Annotated in this window: 21 protein-coding genes; 11 read left to right on the forward strand and 10 right to left on the reverse strand. The window is 73.5% G+C overall.

Translation table 11 applies throughout. The features are described from left to right. Positions 1-24: 24 nt before the first annotated feature. Positions 25-1,719, reverse strand: coding sequence for a PucR family transcriptional regulator (locus ACNJ93_RS25440; protein WP_418959760.1), 1,695 nt, complete (start codon positions 1,717-1,719; stop codon positions 25-27). Positions 1,720-2,029: 310 nt separating this feature from the next. On the opposite strand from ACNJ93_RS25440, the gene ACNJ93_RS25445 reads away from it, so the two are divergent. From ACNJ93_RS25445 to ACNJ93_RS25465, 5 genes are all read left to right on the forward strand, one after another. Next, positions 2,030-2,347: a hypothetical protein gene (locus ACNJ93_RS25445; RefSeq protein ID WP_418959761.1), complete on the forward strand. Its 318-nt coding sequence runs from the start codon at positions 2,030-2,032 to the stop codon at positions 2,345-2,347. A gap of 156 nt (positions 2,348-2,503) precedes the next feature. After that, positions 2,504-3,979 (forward strand): NCS2 family permease, encoded by a 1,476-nt coding sequence (locus tag ACNJ93_RS25450; RefSeq protein ID WP_418959762.1) that lies wholly within the window; start codon positions 2,504-2,506, stop codon positions 3,977-3,979. A 44-nt stretch (positions 3,980-4,023) separates the two neighbouring features. Next, positions 4,024-5,205: an XdhC family protein gene (locus ACNJ93_RS25455; protein WP_418959763.1), complete on the forward strand. Its 1,182-nt coding sequence runs from the start codon at positions 4,024-4,026 to the stop codon at positions 5,203-5,205. A 98-nt stretch (positions 5,206-5,303) separates the two neighbouring features. Beyond that, the gene (locus tag ACNJ93_RS25460; protein ID WP_418959764.1) at positions 5,304-6,884 is read left to right on the forward strand and encodes a serine/threonine-protein kinase; all 1,581 of its coding nucleotides are present in this window, start codon (positions 5,304-5,306) and stop codon (positions 6,882-6,884) included. Positions 6,885-6,983: 99 nt separating this feature from the next. Continuing rightward, on the forward strand, positions 6,984-8,135 hold the full coding sequence (locus ACNJ93_RS25465; RefSeq protein ID WP_418959765.1) for a glycoside hydrolase family 6 protein: 1,152 nt from the start codon (positions 6,984-6,986) through the stop codon (positions 8,133-8,135). An 18-nt stretch (positions 8,136-8,153) separates the two neighbouring features. Here ACNJ93_RS25465 and ACNJ93_RS25470 read toward each other — a convergent pair whose 3' ends face one another. Continuing rightward, positions 8,154-8,759 (reverse strand): TetR/AcrR family transcriptional regulator, encoded by a 606-nt coding sequence (locus ACNJ93_RS25470; protein WP_418959766.1) that lies wholly within the window; start codon positions 8,757-8,759, stop codon positions 8,154-8,156. A gap of 125 nt (positions 8,760-8,884) precedes the next feature. Between ACNJ93_RS25470 and ACNJ93_RS25475 the strand changes: the two genes are divergently transcribed. The 4 genes from ACNJ93_RS25475 (at position 8,885) to ACNJ93_RS25490 (ending at position 12,110) form a co-directional block, all read left to right on the forward strand. Next, positions 8,885-10,039: an acyl-CoA dehydrogenase family protein gene (locus ACNJ93_RS25475; RefSeq protein WP_418959767.1), complete on the forward strand. Its 1,155-nt coding sequence runs from the start codon at positions 8,885-8,887 to the stop codon at positions 10,037-10,039. A gap of 32 nt (positions 10,040-10,071) precedes the next feature. Then, the gene (locus tag ACNJ93_RS25480) at positions 10,072-10,833 is read left to right on the forward strand and encodes an SDR family NAD(P)-dependent oxidoreductase (protein ID WP_418959768.1); all 762 of its coding nucleotides are present in this window, start codon (positions 10,072-10,074) and stop codon (positions 10,831-10,833) included. Positions 10,834-10,916: 83 nt separating this feature from the next. Beyond that, entirely contained in the window at positions 10,917-11,594 is a 678-nt protein-coding gene (locus ACNJ93_RS25485) for a TetR family transcriptional regulator (protein ID WP_418959769.1), read from the forward strand. A 129-nt stretch (positions 11,595-11,723) separates the two neighbouring features. Continuing rightward, positions 11,724-12,110, forward strand: a complete 387-nt coding sequence (locus ACNJ93_RS25490) for a zinc ribbon domain-containing protein (RefSeq protein WP_418959770.1) — start codon at positions 11,724-11,726, stop codon at positions 12,108-12,110. Positions 12,111-12,217: 107 nt separating this feature from the next. Here the strand turns inward: ACNJ93_RS25490 and ACNJ93_RS25495 are convergent, their stop codons facing one another. From ACNJ93_RS25495 to ACNJ93_RS25505, 3 genes are read right to left on the reverse strand one after another with little or no spacing between them, the layout of a single operon-like run. Continuing rightward, complete coding sequence (locus tag ACNJ93_RS25495) at positions 12,218-13,174, reverse strand: electron transfer flavoprotein subunit alpha/FixB family protein (protein WP_418959771.1); 957 nt, start codon at positions 13,172-13,174, stop codon at positions 12,218-12,220. Between the two features lie 36 nt (positions 13,175-13,210). After that, positions 13,211-13,996, reverse strand: a complete 786-nt coding sequence (locus tag ACNJ93_RS25500) for an electron transfer flavoprotein subunit beta/FixA family protein (protein WP_418959772.1) — start codon at positions 13,994-13,996, stop codon at positions 13,211-13,213. A gap of 28 nt (positions 13,997-14,024) precedes the next feature. Next, positions 14,025-15,176, reverse strand: a complete 1,152-nt coding sequence (locus ACNJ93_RS25505; RefSeq protein WP_418959773.1) for an acyl-CoA dehydrogenase — start codon at positions 15,174-15,176, stop codon at positions 14,025-14,027. A gap of 264 nt (positions 15,177-15,440) precedes the next feature. Here ACNJ93_RS25505 and ACNJ93_RS25510 point away from each other — a divergent pair, with 264 nt between their 5' ends. After that, on the forward strand, positions 15,441-16,577 hold the full coding sequence (locus ACNJ93_RS25510; RefSeq protein WP_418959774.1) for an N-acetylmuramoyl-L-alanine amidase: 1,137 nt from the start codon (positions 15,441-15,443) through the stop codon (positions 16,575-16,577). On the opposite strand, the gene rfbB is transcribed toward ACNJ93_RS25510, so the two are convergent. The 4 genes from rfbB to ACNJ93_RS25530 all read right to left on the reverse strand — a co-directional run bounded on the left by rfbB (position 16,565) and on the right by ACNJ93_RS25530 (position 22,208). Beyond that, positions 16,565-17,569 carry a dTDP-glucose 4,6-dehydratase gene (rfbB, locus tag ACNJ93_RS25515; protein ID WP_418959775.1) on the reverse strand — a complete coding sequence of 335 codons (1,005 nt, stop codon included), beginning with the start codon at positions 17,567-17,569 and terminating at the stop codon, positions 16,565-16,567. The two genes, ACNJ93_RS25510 and rfbB, sit on opposite strands and share 13 nt — an antisense overlap. 133 nt (positions 17,570-17,702) lie before the next feature. Beyond that, the gene (locus tag ACNJ93_RS25520) at positions 17,703-19,268 is read right to left on the reverse strand and encodes a class I adenylate-forming enzyme family protein (RefSeq protein WP_418959776.1); all 1,566 of its coding nucleotides are present in this window, start codon (positions 19,266-19,268) and stop codon (positions 17,703-17,705) included. An 88-nt stretch (positions 19,269-19,356) separates the two neighbouring features. After that, positions 19,357-20,334 carry an NADPH:quinone reductase gene (locus tag ACNJ93_RS25525; protein ID WP_418959777.1) on the reverse strand — a complete coding sequence of 326 codons (978 nt, stop codon included), beginning with the start codon at positions 20,332-20,334 and terminating at the stop codon, positions 19,357-19,359. A 281-nt stretch (positions 20,335-20,615) separates the two neighbouring features. Next, complete coding sequence (locus ACNJ93_RS25530) at positions 20,616-22,208, reverse strand: AMP-binding protein (RefSeq protein WP_418959778.1); 1,593 nt, start codon at positions 22,206-22,208, stop codon at positions 20,616-20,618. A 139-nt stretch (positions 22,209-22,347) separates the two neighbouring features. Between ACNJ93_RS25530 and ACNJ93_RS25535 the strand changes: the two genes are divergently transcribed. Continuing rightward, positions 22,348-23,418, forward strand: a complete 1,071-nt coding sequence (locus ACNJ93_RS25535; protein WP_418959779.1) for a hypothetical protein — start codon at positions 22,348-22,350, stop codon at positions 23,416-23,418. Here the strand turns inward: ACNJ93_RS25535 and ACNJ93_RS25540 are convergent. After that, positions 23,415-24,749, reverse strand: a complete 1,335-nt coding sequence (locus ACNJ93_RS25540; RefSeq protein ID WP_418959780.1) for a D-arabinono-1,4-lactone oxidase — start codon at positions 24,747-24,749, stop codon at positions 23,415-23,417. The genes ACNJ93_RS25535 and ACNJ93_RS25540 overlap by 4 nt on opposite strands. Between the last annotated feature and the right edge of the window lie 121 nt (positions 24,750-24,870).

Below are 24,870 nucleotides of genomic sequence, written 5' to 3' on the forward strand. Positions count from 1 at the left end.
CGAAACCCGTCCCGGCCCCCGGCCCTACGACATCCGCAGCGCCAGGAAGAAGTCGAGCTTGTCCTCCAGGCGGGAGAGGTCGCGGCCGGTGAGCTGTTCGATGCGGCCGACGCGGTAGCGCAGGGTGTTGACGTGCAGGTGGAGGCGCGTCGCGCAGCGGGTCCAGGAGCCGTCGCAGTCGAGGAACGCCTCCAGGGTGGGAATGAGTTCGGCGCGGTGGCGGCGGTCGTAGTCGCGCAGGGGGTCCAGCAGGCGGGCGGTGAAGGCGCGGCGCACGTCGTCGGGGACGAAGGGCAGCAGCAGGACGTGCGAGGCCAGTTCGTGGTGGCCGGCCGCGCAGACCCGGCCCGGGCGGGCCGCGGCGACGCGCCGGGCGTGGCGGGCCTCCTCCAGGGCGCCGCGCAGGCCCTCCGCGGAGTGGACGGCCGCGGAGACGCCCAGCGTCAGCCGGCCGTCGTCGGCGAGGCCCGCGGACAGCGGCCCCCGGACGGCCGCGAGGAGCGCGTCCGCGTGCAGGCCGGTCTGCGCGGGCGACTCGTCCTCGCTGTCCGGCAGCGGCACCGCCGGCAGCGGTACGAGGGCGATGGCCTCGTCGCCGGTGTGCGCGACGGCGATCCGGTCGGCGGAGTCCGCGCCGGCCGTCGCCGGGTCGACGAGGATCTCCTCCAGGAGCGCCTGCGCGACCGGGCCGGCCTCGACCGCCGGGCCCGTGCCGCCGTCGTGGTCCCACTCCACGCGGGCCACGACGACCTGCCAGTGCGGCGCGGTGCCGAGGCCCGGCAGCAGCACCGGCGCGGCGACCCGCAGGCGCGCGGCGATCTCCGCCGGCGCGGCGCCGGTCTGCACCAGCTCCAGGACCTCCTGCGCCAGCCGGCGCCGTACGGTGCGCGCCGCGTCGCGCCGGTCGCGCTCGACCGCGATCAGCTGGGTGACGCCCTGCAGCAGGTCGAGCCGGGCCGCCGGCCAGTCGCCGGCGTCCGCCTCGACGGCCAGCAGCCAGTCGGACAGCACCGTCTCGCGGACGTCACGGGAGGCGGGAGCCGCCGTACGCCCGGTGTTTCGGATCGGAAACAACGAATATGTGGTTCCGCCCACGGCGACCCGGTGCGGACCGCGCCGCCCGGTGCGGGTGGCGGCCAGGTGCTCCCCGGCCAGCGTGGCGGCGAGCGGGGCGTCCAGCGCGTCGCTCGCCCCGGCGATCCGGCGGCCCGTGGGGGACAGGACCCAGGCGCGAAGGTCCAGGTCGGAGCCCAGAAGGTCCAGAACCGCCTCCGGTCCGCCCCCCGCCGGACCGGAGGTCATCAGCCGCCGGTGCCGGTCCACGACGGCCGCCAGGTCGCCCGCTCGCTCGCCGGAGACCTGTCGAACAACGTGCTCGGTGATAGTCGCGAATGCAACGGATTCGTGAACTGCGAACAGCGGCAGCCGGTGGCGCAAACACGCCTGCACCAGATCGTCCGGGATGTCGCCGAGCTCCGCCTCGCCCACCGCGAGCCCGGCCACCCCCGCGGCCGCAAGGATCCGGACGAACGGCTCGGCGTCCTCCGGCTCCCGGAACCAGGCCAGGCCGGTGAGCACCAGCTCGCCGCCGGAGAGGTACCGGCTGGGATCCTTCAGGTCCGTCGTCATCACGCCACGGACCGTGCGGTCGAGCTCGTCCTCGCCGCCCAGCAGCCGCAGCCCCAGCGCGTCGGTCTCCAGCAGTGCGCGCAGCCGCATCTCGTCGCCGCCGTTCTCTTCGTCAGTGGTCTCAAAGGTGTCTGGTACTCGGCGGTGGGCGGGTACTCGTGTTTCCGGAGGGAAACAGTGAGGTGACCGTGACGCCGCCTTTCGTTCGAATCTACAAGACGAGACGGGAGACCAGCCAACTCCTTCATGGTTTCGGTGACTGCACCCGGGCGATCCCGGCTTGTGTACTAGGCCACACGCCACATGAACGGCACGTGAACAGCCACGTGGAACGACGTGGAGCCCGGCCTTCCCCACCGGACGCCCACACCCCCCGCCACTTGCACCAAGAAGGGCCGCCATGGACTTCCCCCGCCCCATGAGCCGGGAGCGGACGCTCTCCGCCTCGGGCTTCGGCGCGGTCCCGGCCCAGGACGCCGGCGAGGCCGTCCTCATGCCCCCGGCCCTCACGGACCACCCCCTCCCCATGATCCTCGAGACGCGGGCCGCCCCGGCCGACGTGCTCGAACCCGCCGGTCCGCACGCGCTCCACGGCACGCGCGGCACCGGTGGAACCCCGTCGTCCGCCCCGGCCGCCCTCGCGGCGTTCCGGGACGCGCCGGGACGGGAGCCCGACAGGACGCCGGTCCGCGCCGAGGCGCTCACCGGCGCCCCGTAGGCCCCCGCAGGACCAGCCTCGGCGGAGACCCCGCCGCAGCAGTGCAGTACCGATTCACTCCGTTCGTCTCGGGCCGTCCCCCGGGTCGTGCAGCCAGTCACATATCCCAAATCCCGCCTCGCGCGGGTGCCCCTGTGAACCTTGGGAGTAGGCCCCATGACCCAGTCGTCTGTGGAGCCCAAGACCGCCGCGGAGGACGCGGGCTCCGGCTCGAACGTTCCCGCCGGCCGTTCTTGGCTCGACCGGTACTTTCACATCTCCGAAAGAGGATCCACCGTCGGAACGGAGGTGCGCGGCGGCATCACCACCTTCATGGCGATGGCGTACATCCTCCTGCTCAACCCCCTGATCCTCGGCGGCAAGGACGTGGACGGCAACGTCCTCAGCCAGCCCGCGCTGATCACCGCGACCGCGCTCTGCGCCGCCGCGACCACGCTGCTCATGGGCTTCTGGGGCAAGGTCCCGCTCGCCCTCGCGGCCGGCCTGAGCGTCTCCGGCGTGATGGCCTCCCAGGTCGTCCCGCTGATGACCTGGCCCCAGGCCATGGGCATGTCCGTGGCCTACGGCGCGGTGATCTGTCTGCTGGTCGTCTCCGGTCTGCGCGAGATGATCATGAACGCCATCCCGCTGGCCCTGAAGCACGGCATCACCATCGGCATCGGCCTCTTCATCGCCATCATCGGCTTCGTGAAGGCCGGCTTCGTGCACGAGAACCCGTCCCCCGGCGGCGGCCCGGTGGTCCTCGGCCCGCTCGGCGAGCTCCAGGGCTGGCCGGTCCTGCTCTTCGCCGTCACGCTCCTGCTGATCTTCGCGCTGCAGGCCCGCAACGTGCCCGGCGCCATCCTCATCGGCATCGTCGTCGGCACCGTCGTCGCCGTCGTCGTCAACGCGGTCGCCGACATTCCGGGCAAGGGCCCCGGCTCCTGGTTCGCCGGCGCCCCCGAGCTGCACGGCAGCGCCGTCTCCGCCCCGGACTTCTCGCTGATCGGCCAGGTGTCGTTCAGCGGCTGGGGCGACGTCGGCTACATCACGGTCACCATGATCGTCTTCACCCTGGTCCTGGCCGGCTTCTTCGACGCCATGGCCACCATCCTGGGCGTCGGCACCGAGGCCAAGCTCGCCGACGACCGCGGCCGGATGCCCGGCCTGTCCAAGGCCCTGTTCATCGACGGCGCGGGCGGCGTCCTCGGCGGCGCCGGCGGCGCCTCCGGCCAGACCGTTTTCGTCGAGTCCGCGACCGGCGTCGGCGAAGGCGCCCGTACGGGTCTCGCCTCGGTGGTCACCGGCGGCTTCTTCGCCCTCTGCCTCTTCTTCACCCCGCTCACCGCGATCGTCCCGGCCGAGGTCGCCTCCGCGGCCCTGGTCGTCATCGGCGCGATGATGATGCAGAACGCCAAGCACGTGGACTGGGGCGACCGCTCCGTCGCCATCCCGGTCTTCCTCACCGTCGTGCTGATGCCGTTCACGTACACGATCACCACCGGTGTCGCGGCCGGCGTCATCTCCTACGCCGTGATCAAGACCGCCCAGGGCAAGGCGCGGGAGGTCGGGGCCTTCATGTGGGGCCTGACCGCGATCTTCCTGGTCTACTTCGCCATCCACCCCATCGAGAGCTGGCTCGGCGTCGGCTGAGCCCGTACCGTCGCCCTCCACGTCACCCGCGAGGAGGAGCCGAGATGCTGGACGTCGCCGAAGCGCTGCACCGGTGGGTCGAGCAGGGCCGGGCGTGCGCCGTCGCCACCGTCGTGGCGGTCGACGGGAGCGCGCCCCGGCCGCCGGGCGCCGCGCTCGCCGTCGACGACGGCGGCGCGGCGATCGGCTCGGTCTCCGGCGGGTGCGTGGAGGCCGCGGTGTACGAGCTGTGCCGGCAGGCGCTGGAGGACGGCAGGACCGTCGTCGAGCGGTTCGGCCACAGCGACGAGGACGCCTTCGCGGCCGGCCTGACCTGCGGCGGCAGCATCGAGGTCCTCGTCACCCCGGTCCGCGGCGAGGTCCTGCCCGCCGCGCTGGCCGCCGCCGCCGCGGGGGAGGCGGCGGCCCTGGCCCGCGTCGTCGACGGTCCGCCGGAGCTCCTGGGCGCCGCCCTGCTGGTCCGGCCGGACGGCTCGTACGAGGGCGGCCTCGGCGGGGGCCCCGCGCTGGACCGGGCCGCCGCGGACGAGGCCCGCGCGCTGCTCGACGCCGGGCGCACCGGCACGGTGCGGCTCGGCGAGGACGGCGGCCGCTGCGGCCGCCCGCTGACCCTGCTGGTCGAGTCCTCCCTCCCCGCGCCGCGCTTGCTCGTCTTCGGCGCCGTCGACGTCGCGTCCGCGCTGGCCCGCGTCGGCCGGTTCCTCGGCTACGAGGTGACCGTCTGCGACGCCCGGCCGGTCTTCACCACCGCCGCCCGCTTCCCCGACGCCCACGACGTCGTCCTGGCCTGGCCGCACCGCTACCTGGAGGCGGAGGCCGACGCGGGCCGGCTGGACGCCCGCACGGTGCTGTGCGTTCTCACCCACGACCCCCGGTTCGACGTCCCGCTCCTCGAACGGGCCCTCCGGCTCCCCGTCGCGTACGTCGGCGCGATGGGTTCCCGCCGCACCCACGCGGACCGCGAGCGGCGGCTGCGCGAGGCCGGCGTGACCGAGCCCGAACTCGCCCTGCTGCGCTCCCCGATCGGCCTCGACCTGGGCGCCCGCACCCCGGAGGAGACCGCCCTGTCCATCGGCGCGGAGATCGTCGCCCACCGCCGCGGCGGCAGCGGCCTCCCTCTCACCGGCACCCGCACCCCCCTCCACCACGAGGTTTCCCCTGAAGCTCCCGCCGCCCCACCGGCCCGGCCGGCCCACGACCGGTGCCTGAAGGCCGCCGGTACGTGACGGTCCGGTGAAAGCCGCCCGCGGCAAGGGGAGCGTCCCTATCCTGACCACCGTGACCGGCTGATCCGCCGCGGCGGTACGGGACTGGGGGAGCGAACGTGGCAGAGGCACGGCCCGGCACGGCGATCGGCGGCCGGTACACCCTGACCCGCCCGCTCGGCGCCGGAGGTTTCGGTCAGGTCTGGCAGGCGCACGACCCGGTGCTCGACGTGGAGGTGGCGGTCAAGCAGGTGCGCCTGGACGGCCCGCTGCCCGACGAGGCCCGCGCCGAACTGCTGGCCCGCGCCGCCCGGGAGGCCCGGCACGCGGCCCGGCTCCGCGACCACCCGCACATCGTCACCGTGTACGACGTCGTCGAGGTCGACGAGGGCCGCTGGAAGGTCCCCTGGATCGTCATGCAGTGGGTCGACGGGCGCTCCCTGGCCGACCGGCTGAAGCACGACGGTCCGGTGGCACCCGACCGTGCCGCGGACATCGCGGGGGCCCTGCTCGGGGCGCTGGACGCCGCGCACCGCGCGGGCGTCGTCCACCGGGACGTCAAACCCGGCAACGTCCTGCTCTCGGACCAAGGGGCCGTCCTGCTTGCCGACTTCGGCATCGCGCTCGGCCGCACCGACCCCCGGCTCACCCGCACCACCCTGGTCATCGGCTCGCCGGGCTACATGGCCCCGGAACGCTGGCAGGGCGCGGAGTGCGACGGCCGCTCGGACCTCTTCTCGCTGGGCGTGCTGCTGTACGAGGCGGTGGAGGGCGTTCTGCCGTTCCGCCCCGAGAACCCCACCGCCGTCCTCACGGAGCAGCCTCGGCCCATGGAACGGGCCGGTCGCCTGGAGCCGCTGATCAGCGCCCTGCTGGCGAAGGAGCCCAGCGCCCGCCCGGGCGTCGAGGAGGCACGGGAACTGCTGGCCGCGCAGTCGGGGCCCGTACGGCGGCCCCGGTCGGAACGCACGACGGTCGGGGAGGAGCGGGGGGAGGAGCGACAGGACCGGCGGACGGACAGGGCGCCCCAGCGGGAGACGGTGCCGCGGACGACCGTGGTGCGGCGGCCGGAGGACACCGTGACCGTGACGCAGAGCCGCGGCATGCTCGCGTCGAGGTACGGCGGCTACGCCGCGACGGCCGGAACGGGCTGGGCCGCGGCCCTGGGCTTCGTCGCCGGCCTGCTCACGGTGGGCGAACCGGTCCTGGAGATCGGCTCGGTGGAGATCGGCGACCCCAATCCGTTCTGGAACGCGGTCCTCGGCACCGGGGTGCTGGGCGTGTTCGGCGGGCTCCTTCTCTGGCTCTTCGGCCTGCTCCACGGCGCCCTGAGCAAGTCCGACACGATCACGATCGACGCGGAGGGGATCGCCTTCCGCCACTGGCGGGAGCCCCAGGTGCCTCCCGGTCCCGTCGAGTACTCCGTCCGCTGGGAGTCGCTGGAGCGCATCGCCGTCGAGCGGGAGAACCCGGGGAAGGCGGACCCCGCCGCCGTCGCGGTCTGGTTCCGCCCCGGCAGGGAGCCGGCGCAGACCTGGCGCACCAGGCACAAGACGGCCGCGCGCAACGGCGGCGGGCTGTGGATCTACCGTCCGCTCGTCCGGCAGCCCCGCATGCTCGACGGGGCGCTCCTGCGCGACGCCCTGCGCCGGTTCGCGCCCGACCTGTACGACGACCCCGACGACGTGCCGAACCCGTGAGTCGTACGGACGGGTGACCGCGGCTCTCGCCGGGCGTGGCCGGGGCTGCCGGGCGGAAAGATCAGCGCAACCCTTCCCCGGCACGTCGAAGGACGGTTCATGCGCCGCAGTCTCGTCACCGCCCTCGGCCTCGCCCTCGCTCTCGCCTCCCTCGGCGCGGCGGCGGGCTCGCGCGAGCCCGTACGCTTCCACGCGCCCGAGGGCTCGCCCCAGGCGCACGCCCACTACCGCGACCTGCTCGCGCGCGGCGATACGGAGGAGGCGGCCGGGCTGCTGGCGCTGATCCGCACCCCGCACGCCGTCTGGCTCGGGGACGAGGGCCCCGAGGACACCGAGGCGGAGGCGCGGACGGTCGTCCGCACCGCCGCGCGCCAGGGCACGGTGCCGGTCTTCGTCCTGTACCAGATCCCCGGCCGCGACTGCTCCGGCTACTCCGGCGGCGGCGCCGGCACCACCGCCGAGTACCGCGCCTGGATCGACGCCGTCGCCCGCGGCATCGGCCCCCACCGCGCGCTGGTGGTGCTCGAACCCGACGGGGTCGCGCTGCTGCCCTCCGACTGCGGCCGGGACGACGCCGCCGGCACGCGGACCGAGGCGCGGTACGCCGAACTGCGGTACGCCGTGGGCGCCTTGGAGCGCCTGCAGGGCGTCAAGGTCTATCTCGACGCCGGTCACCCCGGCTGGCACACCGTCGGCGCGCTGACGCCGCGCCTGATCGAGGCGGGCGTCGACCGGGCCACCGGCTTCGCGGTCAACGTCTCCAACTACCACACGGACGAGGCCACGACCTGGTACGGCAAGCTCCTCGCGTCCTGCCTCGCGTACGCGACGGGCGGCGGCGACCCCGCGGCCTGCCCGAACCAGCGGTGGACCCGGGCGTCGGCGCAGGCCTGGCTGGACGAGCACGCCGCCGCGCTCCCGGCCGACCGCCTCAAGCACTTCGTCACCGACTCCAGCCGCAACGGGCGCGGGCCGTGGTCGCCGCCGGCCGGCGCGTACACCGACCCGCAGGACTGGTGCAACCCGCCGGACCGGGGCGCCGGGGCCCGCCCGACCGCCGACACCGGCGACCCGCTGCACGACGCCCGGCTGTGGATCAAGACGCCGGGGGAGTCGGACGGCCGCTGCCTGCGCGGCACCTCGGGCCCCGAGGACCCGGAGCGGGGCGCGGTCGACCCGGCGGCCGGGGAGTGGTTCCGCGACCAGGCCCTGGAGCTAGTCCGCCTGGCCCGCCCGAAGCTCGTACGGTGAGCGGGGCGCGGCCGCCCCTCAGGCCCGCCGCAATCCGCTGAGCAGGAGTTCCGCGAGCTGCTCGTACGCCTCCGCGTCCTTCAGGCCGGTCGCGGCGGCGACCTGGCGCTGCTGGATGCGGACCATCACCGAGGCGATCACGTCCGCCGCGAAGGCGACGTGCACCTCGCGGAAGACGCCGGCCCGCACGCCCTCCTCGATCAGCTGCTGCACCCGCCCGGCGGCCGCCCGAGTGTTGCGCTCGTACACCTCGGCGGCCGGCTCGAAGGCGGCCACGTCGTCGAAGAACTGCGGGGAGACGGGGGCGAGTTCGGCCGCGACGGCGCGCAGGTAGGCGGACAGCCGCTGGGCCGGTTCGGTCTGGGCCGCCAGGACCGCCTCGACGCGGGTGGTCGCCCGCCGGAAGAACTGCACCACCGCCGCCCGCACCAGCTGCTCCTTGCTGCCCGCGAGGCCGTACAGCGTGCGCTTCGAGCAGCGCAGCCGGGCCGCGAGATCGTCCAGCGTGAAGCGGGCGAAGCCCTCGCCCACCAGGAGCGCCACGAGCTCGTCGAACAGCTCGGACCGGCGGGCCGCGCCGCGGCCCGTCAGCTTCGGCGCGTCGGCTCCGGGGGTCTCGATCACCCGAACAGTATGCCGGGCGGCCGGTTCCGGGGGTTACGCCGTCCCCGGACTGCGCTACGCTCAGCGGTACTGAGGTACCGCTCGCAGTACCGTTTCACCCGCGCCCTTGCGTCACTGGAGTCGCCATGGACGTCGACCGCCTGCTCCCCACCCCCGAAGCAGCGGACCTGATCGCCCTCACCCGGGAGATCGCCGACAAGGAGCTCGCCCCCCGCGTGGACGAGCACGAGGCCGCCGAGTCGTACCCGGAGGGCCTGTTCGCGACCCTCGGGCAGGCCGGCCTGCTGGGCCTCGCCTATCCCGAGGAGTACGGCGGCGGAGGCCAGCCGTACGAGGTCTACCTGCAGGTCCTGGAGGAGCTCGCGGCCCGCTGGGCGGCCGTCGCGGTCGCCACCAGCGTGCACACCCTCGCCTGCCACCCCCTGCACTCCTTCGGCACGCCCGAGCAGAAGGAGCGCTGGCTGCCCGCGATGCTCGCCGGCGAGACCATCGGCGGCTACAGCCTCTCCGAGCCGCAGGCCGGCTCGGACGCGGCGTCCCTGACCTGCAAGGCGGAGCCGGTCACCGACGAGGCGGGCGGCGCGCACTACCGGATCACCGGCAACAAGGCGTGGATCACGCACGGCGGCAAGGCCGGCTTCTACGCCCTGTTCGCCCGCACCGGCCCCGGCAGCCGCGGCGTCTCCTGCTTCCTCGCCCCCGGACAGACCGAGGGCCTGACCTTCGGCCTGCCCGAGCGCAAGATGGGCCTCCAGGCCGTCCCCACCACCTCCGCCCACTGGGACGGCGCGCTGATCGACGCCGAGCGGCGCATCGGCGAGGAGGGCCAGGGCCTGCAGATCGCCTTCAGCGCGCTCGACTCCGGCCGCCTCGGCATCGCCGCCTGCGCCACCGGCCTCGCGCAGGCCGCGCTGAACGCCGCCGTCGCGTACGCCAACGAGCGCACCACCTTCGGCCGCCGCATCATCGACCACCAGGGCCTCGGCTTCCTGCTCGCCGACATGGCCGCCGCCGTCGACTCCGCCCGCGCCACCTACCTGGACGCCGCCCGCCGCCGCGACCTCGGCCGCCCCTTCAGCCGCCAGGCCAGCGCCGCCAAGCTGATCGCCACCGACACCGCCATGAAGGTGACCACCGACGCGGTCCAGGTCCTCGGCGGGTACGGCTACACCCGCGACTTCCCCGTGGAGCGCTACATGCGCGAGGCGAAGATCATGCAGATCTTCGAGGGCACCAACCAGATCCAGCGGCTGGTCATCAGCCGCGGGCTCGCCGCCTGACCACCGCACCCGTACACGATTCGAGGAGTTCCATGGACATCGCCGGTTCCGCCGCGCTCGTCACCGGCGCGGCGTCGGGTCTCGGCGCCGCCACCGCCGCCGCGCTCGCCGCCCGCGGCGCCGCCGTCTACGGGCTGGACCTGGACAAGGCCGTGGCCGCGGCCGGCCCGCAGCCCGACGGCGTCACCCTGCTGGCCGCCGACGTCACCCGGGAGGACCCGGTCCGCGAGGCGCTCGCGCGGATCGAGGCCGACGGCGCGGAGCTGCGGCTCGCCGTCAACTGCGCGGGGATCGCCCCGTCCGCCCGGGTGCTGGGCCGCAAGGGCCCGCACGACCTGGACCTGTTCCGCACGGTCCTGGACGTCAACCTGCTCGGCACCTTCAACGTGATGCGCCTGGCCGCCGAGGTCATCGCCCGGCAGGAGCCGGACGCGAACGGGCAGCGCGGACTCGTCGTCAACACCGCGTCGATCGCCGCCTTCGAGGGCCAGGTCGGCCAGATCGCCTACGCCGCCTCCAAGGCCGGCGTCGCCGGGATGACGATCACCGCGGCCCGCGACCTCGCCCAGTACGGCATCCGGGTCGTCACCATCGCCCCCGGCATCGTGGACACGCCGATGATGGCCGGGTTCAGCGAGGAGATCCGTGCCGGTCTCGCCGCGAGCGTCACCTTCCCGCAGCGGCTCGCGGAGCCGTCCGAGTACGCCCGGCTCGTCACGATGATCGCCGAGCACGACTACCTGAACGGCGAGACCGTCCGGATGGACGGCGCGCTGCGCATGGCCGCGCGCTGATCGCAGCGTGGCACCAAGTGCCGCCGCGCGAGGGGTCTGAGTGTTAGGTTCGGGGTATGAGCACCAGCCCCGCAAAATCCCCGATGCGCGACGCCCTCGTCGCGGCGGCCTTCCAGCTCTTCCTCGAGCGCGGCTACGAGCAGACCACGGTCGACGACATCGTGAAGACCGCGGGGGTCGGCCGGCGCTCGTTCTTCCGGTACTTCCCGTCCAAGGAGGACGTGGTCTTCCCCGACCACGAGCAGGCCCTCGCCCAGATGCAGGCCTTCCTCGCCGCGAGCGCCGACGCCGACGACCCGCTGGTCCGGGTCTGCGAGGCGACCCGCCAGGTCATGCGGATGTACGCGGACAACCCCACCTTCTCCGTGCAGCGCTACCGGCTCACCCGCGAGGTGAACGGCCTGCGCACCTACGAACTCTCCGTGGTCTGGCGGTACGAGAAGACCCTCGGCGACTACCTGCGCACCCGTTTCGCCGACCGCCGCGACGGCACCCTGCGGGCCAACGTGGTGGCCGCGGCCGTGGTCGCCGCGCACAACCACGTGCTGCGCTCCTGGCTGCGCTCCGGCGGCAAGGGCGACCCGCTCGCCGAGGTGGACCGGGCGCTGCAGTTCGTCCGCGAGACCTGGGACCCGGCGGGCTCGGGCGCCGAGACGCCGGCCGACCGGGCGGACGAGGACGTCGTCGTGGTCATCACGCGGCGCAACACCCCGATGTGGCGGGTGGTGCGCGAGATGGAGTCCACGCTCGGCGAGGGCTGAGCGCCGCCCGCCGCCGCATTCGGCTGAGAATCGATAACAGAGGGAACTGAGTGCTTTCTTTCATGGCACTCAGTGCCATATCTTGGTCTCCATGCACAGTCGAGCCGTCGAGTGCAAGGAGAAGGCATCGTGTTCCACACGGGATTCAGGAACGGGACCGCCACCCGGACCGACGAGCCGGTAGCCGGCTCGGAGCTCTACTTCCAGCGCTGTCAGTGGTGTCAGACCACGACCTTCCAGCGCCTGCTCTGCCCGACCTGCGGGTCCACCGAACTCACCCCCGAACGCAGCACCGGCGAAGGCATCGTCTCGGTCCGCCGCGGGGTCTCCGCCGCCGAGGCCGACCTGTGGCCCGTGCACATGACCGAGGGCTTCGTGGTGCGCTGCCGGGTGGACGGCCCGCTGCACGCGGTGCGCCCCGGCGTCCGGGTCAAGCTCGCCGCGGCCTCCCCGCGCCCCGGCACCGAGCCGGTCGTACGGCTCTGCGAAGAGGTCCCGCTCGACGGCTGGATCTGAAGGGCACGGACACACGGGAGCCGGCCGGGACTCCATGGTCCCGGCCGGCTCCCGTGTGTTCCGGGCCCCGAGGCGCGCGCCCGCCGCGGCGGGCGCGCGCACCCCGGCTAGCGCGTGCCGATCTCGTCGGTCAGCTGCGGCAGCACCTCGAACAGGTCGCCGACCACGCCGTAGTCGACCAGGTCGAAGATCGGGGCCTCGGGGTCCTTGTTGACCGCCACGATCGTCTTCGAGGTCTGCATGCCCGCGCGGTGCTGGATCGCGCCGGAGATGCCCGCCGCGATGTACAGCTGCGGCGAGACCTGCTTGCCGGTCTGGCCGACCTGGTTGGAGTGCGGGTACCAGCCCGCGTCCACCGCGGCGCGGGAGGCGCCGACGGCCGCGCCGAGGGAGTCGGCGAGCTTCTCGACGACCTCGAAGCCCTCGGCGGCGCCGACGCCGCGGCCGCCGGAGACCACGATCGCGGACTCGGTCAGCTCCGGGCGGCCGGAGGAGACCCGCGCGGTGCGCGAGACGACCTTGGCGGCGTTGCCGGTGAAGGAGACGGCCACGTTCTCGACCGTGCCGGCGGCCGGGGCGGCCTCGGGCGCGGCGGAGTTGGGCTTGACGGTGATGACCGGCGCGCCGTGCGAGACGCGGGACTTCACCTGGTACGAGGCGGCGAACACGGACTGGGTGGCGACCGGGCCGTCCTCGCCGGCCTCCAGCTCCACCGCGTCGGTGATCAGACCGGACTCGAGGCGCAGCGCCACGCGCGCGGCGACCTCCTTGCCCTCGCCCGAGGAGGTCACCAGGACGGCGGCGACGCCCTTGTCCTTGGCGATCTGGGCGAGCGCGTCGACCTTCGGCACGACGAGCTGCTCGGCGAACTCCGGGCCGTCCGCGACGTACACGGTTCCCGCGCCGTACTCGGCGGCGGTGGCGGCGATCGACGCGGCGGCCTCGCCCGCGCCGAGGACGACGGCGGACGGCTCGCCGATGCGGCGGGCCAGGGTCAGCAGTTCGAGGGCCGGCTTGCGGACCGCACCGTCGGCGTGGTCCACGAGAACCAGGATCTCAGCCATGATTCATTGCTCCTGAAACGGTGAACAGCGGTGCGGTCAGATGAACTTCTGGGCGGAGAGGAACACGGCGAGCTGCTTGCCGCCGTCGCCCTCGTCCGTGACGATCGTGCCCTGCGTGCGGGGCGGGCGCGGCGTCGCCGACTCGACGAGGGTCCAGGACCCGGCGAGGCCGACCTCGTCGGCGTCGATCTCCAGGTCGTCCAGGTCGAGTTCCTCGACCGGCTTCTTCTTGGCCGCCATGATCCCCTTGAAGGAGGGGTAACGGGCCTCGCCGGACTGGTCGGTGACCGACACGACGGCCGGCAGCGGGGCCACCAGCTGCTCGCTGGCGGCGTCGCCGTCACGGCGGCCCGTCACCATGCCGCGCTCCACCGCGACCTCGGAGAGCAGCGTCACCTGCGGCACGTTCAGCCGCTCGGCGAGCAGCGCGGGCAGCACGCCCATGGTGCCGTCGGTGGACGCCATGCCGCAGACGACCAGGTCGAAGCCGGTCTTCTCCAGCGCCTTGGCGACGATGGCGGAGGTGCCGAACACGTCCGAGCCGTGGATGTCCTCGTCGTTGACGTGGACGCCCTTGTCGGCGCCCATCGACAGCGCCTTGCGCAGCGCGTCCTTGGCGTCGTCCGGGCCGACCGTGATCACGGTGACCTCGGCGTCCTCGGCCTCCTCGGAGATCCGCAGGGCCTGCTCGACGGCGTACTCGTCGAGCTCGGACAGCAGACCGTCGACCGCCTCGCGGTCGGTGGTCAGGTCGTCCGCGAAACCGCGGTCGCCGGTGGCGTCGGGAACGTACTTCACGCAGACAGCGATCCTCAGGGTCACGGCCTGGCTCCTTTCAGAAGGCGGGGGATTACGGGAGGTTGCGGGCCATGACGATGCGCTGGACCTGGTTGGTGCCTTCGTAGATCTGGGTGATCTTGGCGTCGCGCATCATGCGCTCGACGGGGTAGTCGCGGGTGTAGCCGTAGCCGCCGAGGAGCTGGACGGCGTCGGTGGTGACCTCCATGGCGACGTCGGAGGCGAAGCACTTGGCGGCGGCGCCGAAGAAGGTCAGGTCGCCGTCGACGCGCTCGGACTTCGCGGCCGCGGCGTAGGTGAGCTGGCGGGCGGCCTCCAGCTTCATGGCCATGTCGGCGAGCATGAACTGCACGCCCTGGAAGTCGGCGATCGGCTTGCCGAACTGCTTGCGCTCGGTGACGTAGCCCTTGGCGTAGTCGAGGGCGCCCTGGGCGATGCCGATGGCCTGGGCGGCGATGGTGATGCGGGTGTGGTCCAGGGTCTTCATCGCGGTGGCGAAGCCGGTGCCCTCGGCGCCGATCATCCGGTCGGCCGGGATGCGGACGTTGTCGAGGTAGACCTCGCGGGTCGGGGAGCCCTTGATGCCGAGCTTCTTCTCCGGCGCGCCGAACGACACGCCCTCGTCGTCCTTCTCCACCACGAACGCGCTGATGCCCTTCGACCGCTTCTCCGGGTCGGTGACGGCCATCACGGTGTAGTACTGCGACACGCCCGCGTTGGTGATCCACCGCTTCACGCCGTTCAGCACCCAGAAGTCGCCGTCGCGCACCGCGCGGGTCTTCATGCCCGCCGCGTCGGAGCCGGCGTCCGGCTCGGACAGGCAGTAGGAGAACATCGCCTCGCCCGCGGCGAGGGGGGCGAGGTACTTGTGCTTCAGCTCCTCCGAGCCGGACAGGATCACCGGCAGCGAGCCGAGCTTGTTCACCGCGGGGATCAGCGAGGACGAACCGCAGGCGCGGGCGACCTCCTCGATCACGATCACGGTGGCCAGGGCGTCCGCGCCGGCGCCGCCGTAGGTCTCCGGGACGTGCACGGCGTGCAGGTCGGACGCGACCAGCGCGTCCAGGGCCTCCTGCGGGAACCGGCCCTCCTCGTCCACCTCCGCCGCGAACGGGGCGATCTTCGCCTCCGCGAGCGAACGGACCGTCTCCCGGAGCATGTCGTGCTCCTCCGACGGCCGGTACAGGTCGAAGTCCTTGCCCATCGTGGCGTTCTCCCTAGAAACAACGGCTGCAGCGTGGCTTTTGGCACTGAGTACCCTCAGCAAAACACACTCAGTGCCACGACGCCAGCGACTCGGGGAACGCCGTACCGTGACGAAGCTCGCGCCCTTGCTGAGGCTGCCGCCGATCGTAGGCGCGGGGCGTGCGGTTCGGGCGATTTGTACGCTTTCCAGGTTTTCTCGGGTCGCCGCCCCGGTACACAGCGCTGCGACGCCTTCCACTCGCACCGGGAGCACCGAGTACCGATGGCACATGCACGCACGCTGACCGCGGCCACCGCGGTGCTGGGGGCCGCCGGGGCCCTCCTGTCCCTGTCGGCGGCGACCACCGCCACCGCCACCATGAGTCCCGACGGCCGCCCCGCCGGCCGCCCCGGCTCCGTCCACTCGGTGCCCGTGCCCACCGGCGCCGACCCGGGCACCCGCGCCCTGCCCGCCCGCACCACCGGGCCCTTCAGCCTGATCGGCCTCACCTGGGACGACCCCCGGGCGAAGCTGGACGGCACCGCCCAGATCCGCACTCGCGACGCCCGCACCGGGATGTGGACCACCTGGCGCACCCTCGACACCGACGCCCGCGTCCCCGAGTCCGGCGGCGAGCCCGCCGCCGGCGTACGGGCCGGGGCGGAGCCGCTGTGGACCGGGGCCTCCGACGGCGTCCAGTTCCGGGCCACCGGCGGCCGGCTCCCCGCCGGACTGCGCGTGGAGCTCGTGGACCCCGGCGACCCGGACCTGCCCGCCCCGACCCCCGACACGGTCCCGGAGACCGCGCCGGCCGTGCCCGCCGACACCGGACTGCCGCCGGTCACCTGGCGCTCCTGGTGGGGCGCCGACGAGTCCCTGGTGAAGAGCCCGCCGACGTACACGACGGAGGTCAAGGCGGTCTTCGTCCACCACACGGCCGGCACCAACGCCTACGACTGCGGCCAGTCGGCCTCCCTGGTCCGCGGGATCTTCCTCTACCACGTGCAGAGCCAGGGCTGGAACGACATCGGCTACCACTTCCTCGTCGACAAGTGCGGCCAGGTCTTCGAGGGCCGCGGCGGCGGCATCGACCAGCCGGTCAAGGGCGCGCACACCTACGGCTTCAACACCGACACGGCCAGCGTCTCGGTGCTCGGCAACTACAACACCGCCACCGCCGAGGCCGCGGCCCGCAGCGCCGTCGCCCGCGTCGCCGGCTGGAAGCTGCGCCTGCGCGGCCACGACCCCGCCGGAACCGTCACCCTGACGGCCGGGGCGAACAACGGGTACTACACGACCGGGCAGAAGGTCCTGCTCAACCGGATCTCCGGTCACCGCGACGGCTACCCGACCGAGTGCCCCGGAGCCAACCTCTACTCCGCGCTCCCCGAGATCCGGCTGACGGCTCAGGCCGGCTGAGCGCCCCCGCGCCCGCCGGCCCGCCCGGACTCCCCGGCGGTCTTCCACCGGCCGGGGTTGTCCCGGTACCAGGCGACCGTCTCCCGCAGCCCCTCCTCGAAGCCGACCCGCGGCTCCCAGCCCAGCTCGCGCCGGATCTTGGTGCTGTCCAGGGAGTACCGCTCGTCGTGCCCGGGGCGGTCCGCGACCCGCACGACGGCCGACTCGTCCGCGCCGCACAGCCGCAGCAGCCGCGCGACCAGCGCGGTGTTCGGCAGCTCGGTCCCGCCGCCCACGTGGTAGATCTCGCCCGCCCGGCCGCGGGTCAGCACCGCGTGCACGGCCCGGCAGTGGTCGTCCACGTGCAGCCACTCGCGGACGTGGTGCCCGTCGCCGTACAGCGGGACCTGACGGCCCTCCAGGAGCCGGGTGACGAACAGCGGGATCAGCTTCTCGGTGTGCTGATGGGGCCCGTAGTTGTTGGAGCTGCGGGTCACGCAGACGTCCAGGCCGTGCGTCCGGTGGTACGCGCGGGCGGCCAGGTCGGCGCCGGCCTTCGAGGCCGCGTACGGCGAGTTGGGGGCCGGCGGGCTGTCCTCCGTCCACGAGCCGGCCGCGATCGAGCCGTACACCTCGTCCGTGGAGACCTGCACCACGCGCCCGACGCCGGAGCGCAGCGCCGCGTCGAGCAGGACGTCCGTGCCGACCACGTTGGTGCGGAAGAACGCGCCGGCCCCCTCGATGGAGCGGTCGACGTGCGACTCCGCCGCGAAGTGCACCAGCGCGTCGTGCCCCGGCATCAGCTCGCGGACCAGCGCCGCGTCGCAGATGTCGCCCCGCACGAACTCCAGGCCCGGCGCGGACGCCGGCAGGTTGGCGCGGTCGCCGGAGTAGGTGAGCTTGTCCAGGACGGTGACACGGGCGCCCTCGGCGCCGGGGTACCCGCCCTCCAGCAGCGTCCGGACGTAGTGCGAACCGACGAACCCGGCGCCGCCGGTGACCAGGATCCTCACCGCGCGCCCTCCGGGGCCGGTACTCCGCCACGCATGCGAGCACCGTAGCAAGCGGCGCCCCGCGGGCCCGGCCGCGGAACGCGCGCGACCCGGAGGCCCCCCGTGGGAGTCTCCGGGTCGCGGGCGCGCCGGCTCAGCCCTGCTGCAGGGCCTCCAGCTGGCGGATCAGCTCCAGGCGCTTGATCTTGGTGGTCGCGGTCTGCGGCAGGTCCTCCAGCCGGTACAGCACCGGCTCGGCCATCGCCGGCAGGTCCGCCACCGCGGTGCGCCAGGCGATCGGGTCGACCGGCTTGTCGTCCTTGGTGGAGATCACCGGCACGGCGCGCCCGTCCGGACCGGGCACGATGATCGCCTCGGTCAGCTCGGGCAGCCGGGCGAACAGCTTGTCCTCGATCTCCAGGGTGCTGTCGATGCCGTCGATCCGGTCGACCTCGCGGTCCAGCAGGTGCAGACAGCCCCACTTGGTCCGGTAGCCGAGGTCGCCCATCCGCCACCAGCCGTCGTTGACCTGCTTGGCCCAGCGCTCGTGCTCGCCGAGGTACGTGACGATCCGGCCGTCGCTGCGGACCTCGATGAAGCCCGGGTTGGACTTCGTCACCGGGTTGCCGTCCCGGCTGACCACGCGCACGCCGGTCATGCCGGGGAACGGGGCGCCCACGCAGCGGCCGTCGGCCTCCGCGCCCCGCTTGTGGCTGTAGGTCCGGCCGGCGATCGGGCCCACCTCGCTCTGCCCGTACATCTGGATGAACAGCGCGCCCTTGCGGCGCGAGGCGCCGAGCAGCGCGTGCACGGTCCGCGGGTGGATCGCGTCGAAGGTGGAGCTGAAGTACTTGACCTTCGCCAGCGGGCGGCGCGGGTCGTCGACCAGCTCCTCCCAGCGCATGAACGTGTTCGGGTGCGCCTCGATCAGGCCGGGCGGGACCTGGCTGAACAGCTCGGCGACGACCTCCGGCTCGTCCTCCTTGAGGATGATCACCGGGTGGCCCTGGAGGATCGAGATGGGCAGCGCCGTGAACATCCGCGAGTGCACGAACGAGACGTGGATGGCGACCGGCTCGTGCGGCCCGACCAGCTTGGCCACGGTGCCCTGCGGGCGGTAACGGGCCTGGAAGGTACGGCCGGTGTGCACGGCCAGCTTGGGCACGCCGGTGGTGCCGGAGGTGTGGGTGATCAGCGTCGGGTGGTCGGGCGGCATGACCACGGGCGCGACCCGCGGCGAGCCGGCCAGCGAGGCGAACGGGGTGGCGCCCTCGTACGAGCCGGACGTCAGCAGCGTCCGCACGGCCAGCGTCAGCACCTCCGCGGGCAGCTCCTCGGTGAGCTTGGCCTCGTCGGTGATCAGGTACGGCTGGTCCACGCGGCGCAGCAGCTCGGCGACAGTCTCGCCGTCCAGCTTCGGCGACAGCAGCACCGGGACGCCGCCGACGCGGTTGACGGCGCAGGCGAGCAGGGTGATGTCGAAGCCGTTGGTCTTGTGGACCACGACCCGCTTGCCGGGCCGGACCCCCGCCGCCCACAGCCGGGCCGCGAAGTCGTCGATCAGCGCGGCCACTTCGGTGAGGGTGGGCCGCCGTCCCAGTTCCGGGGCGATGTCCAGGTCGTGGTCGAGGACCACCGGGCTCGCGGGGTGTTTCGCGGCGGCCCTGTCGAAGAGTGTTGCCAGGCGGATGCCTTTGTTACCTATGCGCTGCAGGATCATCGCGAGCACATCCCCTCGGTGTGAATGTCGGTGACTTCCTTGATGCGCCGAAGCGGGTGCGGAGACGGCGGCACGCCGTACGGGAGACTCACGCCCCGGTGAAGAGGACGACCTTCCCGGTCGCCTTGCCGGACTCGACGAGGCGGTGCGCCTCGGCCGCCTCGCTCAGCGGCATCGGCTCGACCGCGGGCGGTCGCAACCGCCCCGAGGCCAGCAGCCGGTTGAGCCCCGTCGCGGCCTCCGCCAGCTCGTCGATCGACGCCTGGGAGATCGCGAAGCCGACGATCGAGCAGTCCTTCGTGTAGAGCGGACCCGCGGGCAGCTCCGGCCGCGTGGTCAGACCCGACAGCAGGACGATCCGGGCGCGCCGGGCCAGGACCTCCACCGCGCCGGACAGGTCGTTGCGTGCGGAGGTGTCGACGAACATGTCGACGCCGCGCGGCGCCAGTTCCCTGATCCGCCCGGTCACGTCCGGGTCCCGGTAGTCGACGAACTCCGCCGCGCCGAGCCGGCGCACGTCCTCCGCGCTGCGTCCACCGGCCACCGCGATCACCCGGGCGCCCGCCAGCGAGGCCATGAGGACCAGGGCGCTGCCCACGTTCCCGCCCGCGCCGAGCACGACGACGGTCTCGCCCATCCGGAGCCGGCCGTGCGTGAACAGCGCCAGGTACGCGGTCGTCGCCGGGTGGGCGACGGCCACCGCGTCCGCGGGAGCGACCCCGTCCGGCAGCTGGTAGAGCCGGTCCACGGGGACGACCGCCTGCTCGGCCGCGGCGCCCTGCCGGCCGGCGTAGCCGAGGCTGTTGCACCAGACCCGGTCGCCGACGGCGAAGCCGACCGCGCCCGGTCCCACCGCGGCGACCGTGCCCGCGAGGTCCCGGCCGATCACCAGGGGCATCGGGACCGGGGTGCGCCAGGCTCCCGAGCGCACGAAGGTGTCGACATGGTTGACGGCGGAGACCTCGACGTCCACGAGCACGTCGCTGGGTCCCGGCTGAGGCGTCGGCAGCTCCCCGTACCGGATGACCTCCGGCGGCCCGAACTGCGCGATGTAGGCAGCACGCATGGCTCGGATTCTGTCCACACAACGAGCCCGCCGGTCGGCCCCCGAGCCGACTGTGTCAGGTCCTTTAGACCGCTCCGCCCTACTTCGTCAAGTCCGGGCCACGGCCGCACGTTTCCGTCATGACGGGCCGGCCGCCGCGGCCTCGCCTCCTGCCCGGGGGAACGTGAACACCCGGCCCGAGCAGCTCTCTTGGGCAGGCGCAGTGTACGGCCCGCCCCGTGGGGCGCCGGGGCCGTCGTGGCGCGAACCCGCCGCGACGGCCCCGTACACCCGGGTGCGTGCTACGCGCCGCCGCCCAGCGGCAGCGAGCGCAGGTCCTTGCGGAGGATCTTGCCCGCCACGGACTTCGGCACCGCGTCGGTGAACTCCACGATGCGCACCTTCTTGTGCGGCGCGACCCGCTCCGCGACGAAGGCCATCACCTCGTCCGCCGTCAGCTCCGCGCCCTCCCGGCGCACCACGAAGGCCCGCGGCACCTCGCCGGCGTCCTCGTCCGGGTAACCCACCACGACCGCGTCCACGATCGCCGGGTGGGTCAGCAGCAGCGCCTCCAGCTCGGCCGGCGGCACCTGGTAGCCCTTGTACTTGATGAGCTCCTTCAGCCGGTCGACCACGTACACCTCGCCGCGCGGCCCGAGCCGGGCGATGTCGCCGGTGCGCAGGAAGCCGTCCGGCAGGATCGTCTCCTCGGTGGCCTGCTCGTTGCCCAGGTACCCGGCCATCACGTTCGGGCCGCGCACCTGCAGCTCGCCCGTCGCGCTGTAGTCGCCCTCGACCGGCTCGACCTGCGCGCCGGTCTCCGGGTCGACGAGCCGGAACTCCACGTTCGGCACGGCGAAGCCGATCGACCCGACCGACAGCGAGCCGTCCACCGGCGTCAGGTGCGACACCGGGCTCAGCTCCGTCATGCCGAAGCCCTGCATCATCCGGCAGCCCAGCTTCGCCGCCAGCGCCTCGCCGAGCGCCTCGTCCAGCGGCGCCGCGCCGCTGACCACCGTGTCCACCGACGACAGGTCGTACTGGTCGGCCATCGGGTGCTTCGTCAGGGCGACCGCGATCGGCGGCGCGACGTACAGGAAGGTGCAGCGGTGGTCCTGCACCGTGCGCAGGAAGTCCGCGAGGTCGAAGCGGGGCAGCGACGCCAGCGTGCCGCGCGCCTTGAGCGTGCCGTTGAGCAGCACGTTCATGCCGTAGATGTGGAAGAACGGCAGCACCGCGAGCACGGTGTCGTCGGCCGACATCGGCAGCACGTACTCGTTCTGGCACATGTTCGCGACGAGGTTGGCGTGCGTCAGCATCACGCCCTTGGCCCGGCCCGTCGTGCCCGAGGAGTACGGCAGGACCGCCAGGTGGGTCGCCGGGTCGATCGTCACCTCGGGCGCCGGACGGCCCTCCGCGAGCAGCGCGCCCAGCGACTCGTGGCCCTCGGCCGGGTCGAGCGTGTACACGTCGGAGGCCGGCAGGCCGACCTCCTCGGCCGCCGCGAGCGCGGCCGGCAGCAGCGGGCTCACCGTCACGTACCGGACCGCCTTCGAGTCCCGCAGCTGGGCCGCGATCTCCTTCGGCGTGTACAGGGCGTTGACGGTGGTGACCGTGCCGCCGGCGCGCAGGATGCCGTGGAACGCCACCGCGAACTCCGGACAGTTGGGCGCGTGCAGCGCCACGACCTCGCCCGGCTTCAGACCGCGCGCGGCCAGCGCCCCCGCGAACAGCTCCACGCGCGCGGCGAGTTCCCCGTACGTGACGGAGCGGCCCGACGGGCCGTCGACGACCGCGACCCGGTCCCGGTCGGCCGCGTCGATCGAGCCGAAGAGCAGCTCGTGCACGCTGACGTCGGGGATGACGACGTCGGGGTGGGGACTGCGAAAGATCACGGGGTTCTCCTGGAAGGTCGTAACCGCGGCGTTCCGCGCATCCTGCCGCAGGCGGGCCGGGCCCGCGACGGGAGGAAAAACACGTTGGCGTCACATCGCGGAAATGGAATGATCCGCCTGTTCACGAACAGGAGGACGTTTGTTCGTCTTCGTCTGTGCGGGGTGCGACGCGGAGCTGACCGCGCCCCTGCACCAGGTCGAGTTTCCCGATCATGCCCACCAGGTGTACGGCAACGGTGTGTCGATGCCGGTCCTGATGGACGAGAGCACCTTCGCCGTCGACCCGCTGCCCTCCGGGCCGCCGTGGCGGCGCTGGGAGGACCTCCCGGAGGGGGAGGCCGAGGCGCGGGGCTGGTACGCACCGGTGTGGGGGATCTCGTACGGCCCGCCCGGGGCGGTGCTCATCGCCCCCGGCGACGCGTGGGGCACCGTGCTGGTCCCCGAGCGGCGCGGCGAGGGGGCCTGCTGCGGCATCGACGGGCGCGACGGCCCGAACATGGCGTGCCTGACCTGCGGCGCCCTGGTCGCCACCCGGATCGACGACTGCTCGCTCTGGCAGGCGGTGTGGCTCGACCCGGGCGCGGTACGCCGTGTCGCGGCCGGATCGCCGCCCGAGCCGTTCACGTGGGAGACGCTGCTCGCCGAGCACGAGATCGTCTCGCCGGTGGACGAGCTCGGGCGCTGGAGCCCGGTGTGGGAGGCGGCCGTCGGCGTGACCCTGGCCCGCCTGGTGGCGGCCTCGGGGGGCCGGCCGGTGGACGTGCCGGAGGGGCGGGCGGCGGAGGTGTTCCGGCGCACGCTGGACGGTCTGCTGCCACGGGCCCCGGAGGCGCCGGCGAAGCGGATGGTCCTGGCGGGGCCGGGACTGCCCGCGCCGGGCGCGTCCGCCGACCTCCTTCTCGTACCGCGGCATCCGCAGACGGGGGAGGCGTGGGGGCCGGTGGGGGAGGGTGCCGGACGGCGGCCGGACGTCGTGTCGCTGGCCGCCGTCGTGTGGTGGTGGCTCGTTTTCGGCGAGCCGACTCCGCTGCCCGAACCGACGAGCGGGCGCCTGGCCCGGGACGTCCTGCGCGAAGAGCCGCTGCTGCCGTGGCCGCGCCAGGACTTCCGCCCTTGTGGAGTGGCGTTCATCCGGACCCTCGCCCGGCTGCCGGAGGCGCGGGCGCCGTGGCTGCGCGGCGTCCTGGACGGCTATCGCGGGCGGTTCTAGCCGCCGGCCCGGCGGACGGCCGCCTGAGGCGCCGGGCCGAGGACGCGGTCGAGGTACGGGTTGGTGAACACGCCCGTCGGGTCGAGCGCGTCGCGCTGCGCCACGAAGTCGTCGAAGTGCGGGTACCTGGGCCGCAGTTCGCCGGCGTCGAGGTCGTGCATCTTGCCCCAGTGCGGCCGGCCGCCGTAGCCGCCCAGGATGTCCTGACAGGCGCGGAAGTACCGCTCGTACGGCATCCGGTGGTACTGGTGGAAGGCGATGTAGCAGCTCGCCCGCCCCTGCGCGGTGGACAGCCAGATGTCGTCCGCGGCGGCGAACCGCACCTCCAGCGGGAAGGAGACCGGCTCGCCGCTCGCGTCGACCCAGCGCTTGATCTCGCGCAGCGCGTCGACCGCGTGCTCGCGGGGGATCGCGAACTCGCCCTCGTGGAAGCGCACGTCGCGCACCGAGGCGAAGACCTTGTACGAGTGGTCCGTCCACTCCCGCGCCGACATCGCGCGCGCGGCGAACCGCGCGAACGGCGGTACGAGCGCCGGGACGCGGGTGCCGATCCGGTTGAGCGCCTCGAAACCGAGGCCGCTGACGGTCTCGTCCAGGCGCCGGGCGAACCCGCCGATCGGCGCGAGCGGAGCGTCGCCGGGCAGCCGGCGGAAGCGCCGGGTCAGCGTGGTGGTGCTGTGCGGGAACCAGAAGAACTCGAAGTGGTCGTCGGCGTCGGCGAGTTCCTGCGCCCGCTCCAGCGTCTCCTCGACCGGGAGCTGGCTGTCGCGCGCGTGCAGGGCGAACTGCGGCACGCACTGGAGCGTGACCCGGGTGAGCACGCCGAGGGCGCCGAGGCCGACGCGGGCCGCCGCGAACAGCTCGGGCCGCTCGCCGGCCGAGCAGGTGACCACGGAGCCGTCGGCCAGGACGAGTTCGAGCGCGCGGACCTGCGTGGCGAGGCCGCCGAACGCGGTGCCGCTGCCGTGCGTGCCGGTCGAGACGGCGCCGGAGACCGTCTGCCGGTCGATGTCCCCGAGGATCTCCAGGGCCAGGCCGTGCGCGGCGAGCAGCGGGTTGAGCTTCCACAGCGGCATCCCCGCGCCGACGGTGACGAGCCCGGACTCCGCGTCGACCGCGTGCACCTCGTCCAGCCGGTCGAGCACGAGCTGCACGTCCGGTGCGACGGCCACGCCGGTGAAGGAGTGCCCGGCGCCCACGGCCTTGACCCGCAGTCCCTCGCGCACCGCGTCCGTCACGGCGGTGGCCACGTCGGCGGTGGTGGCGGGGCGCAGGAGGCGCCGGGGCCGAGCCTCCTCGTTGCCCGCCCAATTGCGCCAGATCGTGCTCATGCCAGGAGTCCTCTCGGCCGGGTCGGCGGTTGGTGAGCAGGGTGTACTTGGTCGACCGTCCAGGTCAAGGGGTCAGGACCCTTGACCTGGACGCGCGTCCAGGAGATCGTGACGGTCGGCG

Origin of the sequence: Streptomyces tritici, from assembly GCF_048500665.1 — a bacterium.
Taxonomy (GTDB): Bacteria; Actinomycetota; Actinomycetes; order Streptomycetales; family Streptomycetaceae; genus Streptomyces; species Streptomyces tritici.

Excerpts from the sequence above, each read along its gene's own strand:
- ACNJ93_RS25440 (WP_418959760.1), bottom strand. The coding sequence starts at position 1,719 with ATGCGGCTGCGCGCACTGCTGGAGACCGACGCGCTGGGGCTGCGGCTG.
- ACNJ93_RS25445 (WP_418959761.1), top strand. The coding sequence starts at position 2,030 with ATGGACTTCCCCCGCCCCATGAGCCGGGAGCGGACGCTCTCCGCCTCG.
- ACNJ93_RS25450 (WP_418959762.1), top strand. The coding sequence starts at position 2,504 with ATGACCCAGTCGTCTGTGGAGCCCAAGACCGCCGCGGAGGACGCGGGC.
- ACNJ93_RS25455 (WP_418959763.1), top strand. The coding sequence starts at position 4,024 with ATGCTGGACGTCGCCGAAGCGCTGCACCGGTGGGTCGAGCAGGGCCGG.
- ACNJ93_RS25465 (WP_418959765.1), top strand. The coding sequence starts at position 6,984 with ATGCGCCGCAGTCTCGTCACCGCCCTCGGCCTCGCCCTCGCTCTCGCC.
- ACNJ93_RS25475 (WP_418959767.1), top strand. The coding sequence starts at position 8,885 with ATGGACGTCGACCGCCTGCTCCCCACCCCCGAAGCAGCGGACCTGATC.
- ACNJ93_RS25480 (WP_418959768.1), top strand. The coding sequence starts at position 10,072 with ATGGACATCGCCGGTTCCGCCGCGCTCGTCACCGGCGCGGCGTCGGGT.
- ACNJ93_RS25485 (WP_418959769.1), top strand. The coding sequence starts at position 10,917 with ATGCGCGACGCCCTCGTCGCGGCGGCCTTCCAGCTCTTCCTCGAGCGC.
- ACNJ93_RS25495 (WP_418959771.1), bottom strand. The coding sequence starts at position 13,174 with ATGGCTGAGATCCTGGTTCTCGTGGACCACGCCGACGGTGCGGTCCGC.
- ACNJ93_RS25505 (WP_418959773.1), bottom strand. The coding sequence starts at position 15,176 with ATGGGCAAGGACTTCGACCTGTACCGGCCGTCGGAGGAGCACGACATG.
- ACNJ93_RS25510 (WP_418959774.1), top strand. The coding sequence starts at position 15,441 with ATGGCACATGCACGCACGCTGACCGCGGCCACCGCGGTGCTGGGGGCC.
- ACNJ93_RS25520 (WP_418959776.1), bottom strand. The coding sequence starts at position 19,268 with ATGATCCTGCAGCGCATAGGTAACAAAGGCATCCGCCTGGCAACACTC.
- ACNJ93_RS25525 (WP_418959777.1), bottom strand. The coding sequence starts at position 20,334 with ATGCGTGCTGCCTACATCGCGCAGTTCGGGCCGCCGGAGGTCATCCGG.
- ACNJ93_RS25540 (WP_418959780.1), bottom strand. The coding sequence starts at position 24,749 with ATGAGCACGATCTGGCGCAATTGGGCGGGCAACGAGGAGGCTCGGCCC.